General features: G+C 43.1%; 4 protein-coding genes. 1 reads left to right on the top strand and 3 read right to left on the bottom strand.

Annotation, left to right across the window (positions count from 1 at the left end; genetic code table 11):
* A partial coding sequence (locus tag Q0212_RS12935; protein WP_297926178.1) for a hypothetical protein occupies positions 1–732 on the top strand: 732 nt, incomplete at its 5' end.
* 190 nt (positions 733–922) lie between these two features.
* On the opposite strand, the gene Q0212_RS12930 is transcribed toward Q0212_RS12935, so the two are convergent.
* The 3 genes from Q0212_RS12930 to Q0212_RS12920 form a co-directional block, all read right to left on the bottom strand.
* Complete coding sequence (locus Q0212_RS12930; protein ID WP_297926177.1) at positions 923–1,207, bottom strand: hypothetical protein; 285 nt, start codon at positions 1,205–1,207, stop codon at positions 923–925.
* A gap of 26 nt (positions 1,208–1,233) precedes the next feature.
* Positions 1,234–2,199 carry a hydrolase or metal-binding protein gene (locus Q0212_RS12925; protein ID WP_297926175.1) on the bottom strand — a complete coding sequence of 322 codons (966 nt, stop codon included), beginning with the start codon at positions 2,197–2,199 and terminating at the stop codon, positions 1,234–1,236.
* A 103-nt stretch (positions 2,200–2,302) separates the two neighbouring features.
* Positions 2,303–3,469 carry a lambda-exonuclease family protein gene (locus tag Q0212_RS12920; RefSeq protein WP_297926174.1) on the bottom strand — a complete coding sequence of 389 codons (1,167 nt, stop codon included), beginning with the start codon at positions 3,467–3,469 and terminating at the stop codon, positions 2,303–2,305.
* Positions 3,470–3,721 lie beyond the last annotated feature (252 nt).

Raw genomic sequence — 3,721 nt, 5'->3', positions numbered from 1 at the left:
CAACAGCGCGAGATTACACAAGAGTTAAAGCAGAGTATGAGTCGTTATGACCAACTAAAAACTCGGACTGGCACTGAAACTAACGAGGTGTCTTATACTGTTAGTACATCCCGATGGTACAACCCATTTAGCTGGGGTAGTTCAGAAACACGTTATCGAACAGTATCAGTCAATTATCAATATTTGAGTGCATCGGATGCTATTGAGCAAATTAATCGTTATGCACGGGATTGTAGAAATGATATTGAAAATAATTTTAATGGTTTGATTAGTATTCATAAGCTCAGGCTAGATTTGCGCCGCACTCTTGTTGAGGAATTACAAACAAAACGTGCAGATTTCGATCCTGCAAACTTTCGCGCCACACTAGAACGTGCGATTAATCGTTTAGAGTTACCTGTATTAAAACTAGATATGGATGATATGGGTAAGCAGATTAGCCGACAATTTAAAGATGAGATTCGTTCCAACGACCAAATGGATATGCTTAAAAGACAATTTAACCAAGCTCTCTCCGATGTGTTTGAACAGATGACAAAATCATTTGCGCAATCTATCCGCGCATTGGCGCAAGAGTTGAAAACAGTACAGGAATGTCTACATCACGATCTCACTGAAAGTGTGCGCAATGAGTTGACTAGCCTCAAGGACGACTTTGATAAACATAGTCAAGCTTTAGATGATTATTTTGTATTACTGGATATTGTTTCTGGAGGGCGTATTCAAAAATGAGATTAGATTAGTGGTAAGAGCATGGTCTCTATGATTCTTAACGGCACACGCCAACTTTCTAAAAGTCATATCCAAGCCTTGTCTCAGCGTTTTAATCTAAGCCCAGCCTTGTTTTTCGACACAGTCTCTCATTAACCCAAAAAAAGCAGCCTGCCCATACAAGGGCAGACTGCTTTACTTATGCTGCGCTTTAATACTCCTCTGGCAACAATACGGTTGTCACCGACCTATCTGCCTCAGTGATAATCCATACTTTGCCTGTTTCCAAAGGGTAAACCGACATAATACGATAGCCACGTTCAATCGCTTCTTGATTGCTTAAGGCATCTTCGGCAGGCACATTGCCCCAATCACCCGATTGATGACGAGCCAATAAGCTAAAGCATGAAGTGTTATGTTGAGCTAACAGTTCAAGAGCATGGGGTGTGGCCACTGTTTGACCGAGTGAAAATAAAGGATTACTGCACAGTAACATGATGATTCTCCGCGTGGATGTTAAGGTTAATTAGGGGTAGTGCTTTGCGCTTGTAAACGCTGACCGAGTTTTTGCTTTAAAACACCATTGGCGGTTTTTGCGTTGAGGTTGTTTGAAGGGTTTGCGTTGTTGGCTGTGTTTATGATTGAGGTTGATTGACCTTGTGCCGAGTCATCGTCATCAGCGTTTGGATAAAACTCCTCCAACAACTCAGGAATTTCTTCCTCACTAAACTCAAATTGTGCGTTGTTAAATCCTGCTTCTGCCGCTTGGTCTAAGGCCTGTTGCTGAAAGCCCATCTCTTGCCGTTGTTGGTTTAGGGTTTTGGCCTGTTGCAAGGCTTCCGCTAAGGTGTGGTTATCTCTTAAGGTTAAATCGACGTAATAAATCGCTGTGCGATGACTTTGAGTCGTGCTTTTACCTCTGAGTTTTAATTGCAGGGGTAAACACGCTAATAAATCACCTGAGATGGCTTGGTAATAACTCAAACGTGCGACTAAGGTACGAATGCTGTTAAAGCCAGTCGTTCTAAAGATAAACGTGCCAATATCCTCCTCATCATTGACAATAACGTGTAAACGACCATACGGTTTACAGTGACCTGTTCGGGCTAAATCACAAGCTTCGGGACTAGGGCAGGGTAACTGTTGAATGCCTTGTGGTGTATATCGCCGACAGGTATCACCATTACCGACACACAATGGTCTGCCTGTTTGTCTATCGAATAAACTGTATTCAGCACGTAGGTTTAACTCAGGCGAATTAAATAACAGGCGAACTGGGATGGTGCGTAATTTACCGTTGCTGGTGGTTTGTGCTTGGCGGAGTTGTTCATCTAAGGGATGAAGTAACCAGCCGTCCTTGTGTTGGACTTGGGTGGTTAAGGTAAATTGGTCATCCTTTTCGGGTAAACGTTTACCGTTCTTTTCAACGATGCGACCGATGCTAATCCGACCGATAATCGGTGGGGTGATGGCTAAACCTTTAATCATGATGTTCTCCAATAAAAAAGAAAAAGCCCTTGCTGTCATGCAAGGGCTTTATGCCGTGTCAGGGTAAAAGTGAGTGATGCAATCGGTTTGTTTTAGTGAGTGGTTAATCAGTCACTTTAGAATTTGATGAAGGCCGTTCAGAGACTAAAAAGCGTCTGCTACCGACTTTGCTGCGTTGATACTGTTGACACAGTTGTGGATGGTCTTTGACGAGTGCGGTGGTATCGAGGTAAACCGAGTCTTTAGCCTTTTTCCATGACAATGAGCCTTGAGCAAATTGGGCATAACTGGCTTCACCGAGATTCTGTTGTAGCAGTTGTTTATAAAATTCCTCCTGTTGTTGGTAAAAGCTTAATTGTTTACGTGTGTTGATGAGCGAGTCAAACAAGCTAGAAACATGGGTATTGTCGCTAAAATCAACCGTCTGACCGTAGTCTTGTGGAAATAAACAACGTAAGGCAAAACCTGCGGATTCAGAGCCATCGGCACAGGGCGGTATATTGCTTTGCACGTACTGCCAAAATAACCGCTCTAATTCAATCAGTTTGGCAATTAACTCTTCATCACGTTCAATGCGATAAATTTTTAATTGCTGACCACAAATCAACACACAGACATCAGCGGCTTGTAAACCTGTTACCGCTAATTGATGTTGTACCTGACATTCCACATACTCAGGCACACCGTCTTTCCACAGCTTTGCCCCATATTCGCCTGCGGTTTTACACTCCAGTAGTTGTACCTCATCACTACCAACGACTCGATAATCAATATTGGCCAACATCCACGATTTATCACTATCGGCATGTTGCAGAATCGCATTAACCTTACGCACTTTACGGCCTGTGACTTTGGTGTAATGTTGGGCGACAATCGGTTCTAAAACTTGACCCCAATACATTTTAGAGTCTATATCGAGTTTCGTTTCAGACTCATCAGGGCTATTTTCGCTAAAACGACCTGTTTTAATCATCCATAATTCCAACTGGGATTGATAGGGATTTAAACCGACAGCCGCCGCTGCATCACTGCCGCCAATGCCTTGTTTACGCACCGCTAACCATTCAGTACGACTTAAGCCTTTGGTATTGATGAGGCGAATCGCGTTGGCACTGTGAGTGTGTGGTTTAGTGGATTGCTCACTCAGTACGTTAGCTAAAGACAGGGGACTGTCTGAATTAACAGGCGTAGCTGTACCAATGGCCAGCGGTTGATGTGACACAACCGCCAATGAAGTTGATGGCGATTGTTCAGTATGTTGATATTCCATAAAAACCTCGACATAAAAAAAGCACAGCCTGTATTCAGACTGTGCTTGGATGAATGAAAATAATTGTGTTGAATGAGGGATGATAAGAAGCTGATTGTTGATGGCGTAAAAAGAATATTTCAGCCAATCACCGCGAAATTATTAAGCCAATGCTATCGGCACACGTTGCCTACCTTCTGAAAAGATGGTCGCTTGTGGATTAGCTGAACTGAGTAATGACCACCACCACGGCAACGCATGAGGGTTACTCAG

Origin of the sequence: uncultured Agitococcus sp., assembly GCF_937920075.1 — a bacterium.
In the GTDB taxonomy this organism is placed as follows: domain Bacteria; phylum Pseudomonadota; class Gammaproteobacteria; order Pseudomonadales; family Moraxellaceae; genus Agitococcus.
The sequence above is the reverse complement of the archived record's forward strand: the minus strand, read 5'-3'. Positions and strand labels throughout refer to the sequence as shown.

What these genes read in the sequence shown, in the direction of transcription:
- Q0212_RS12925 (WP_297926175.1), bottom strand. Translation starts at nt 2,199, where the DNA reads ATGATTAAAGGTTTAGCCATCACCCCACCGATTATCGGTCGGATTAGC.
- Q0212_RS12920 (WP_297926174.1), bottom strand. Translation starts at nt 3,469, where the DNA reads ATGGAATATCAACATACTGAACAATCGCCATCAACTTCATTGGCGGTT.
- Q0212_RS12930 (WP_297926177.1), bottom strand. Translation starts at nt 1,207, where the DNA reads ATGTTACTGTGCAGTAATCCTTTATTTTCACTCGGTCAAACAGTGGCC.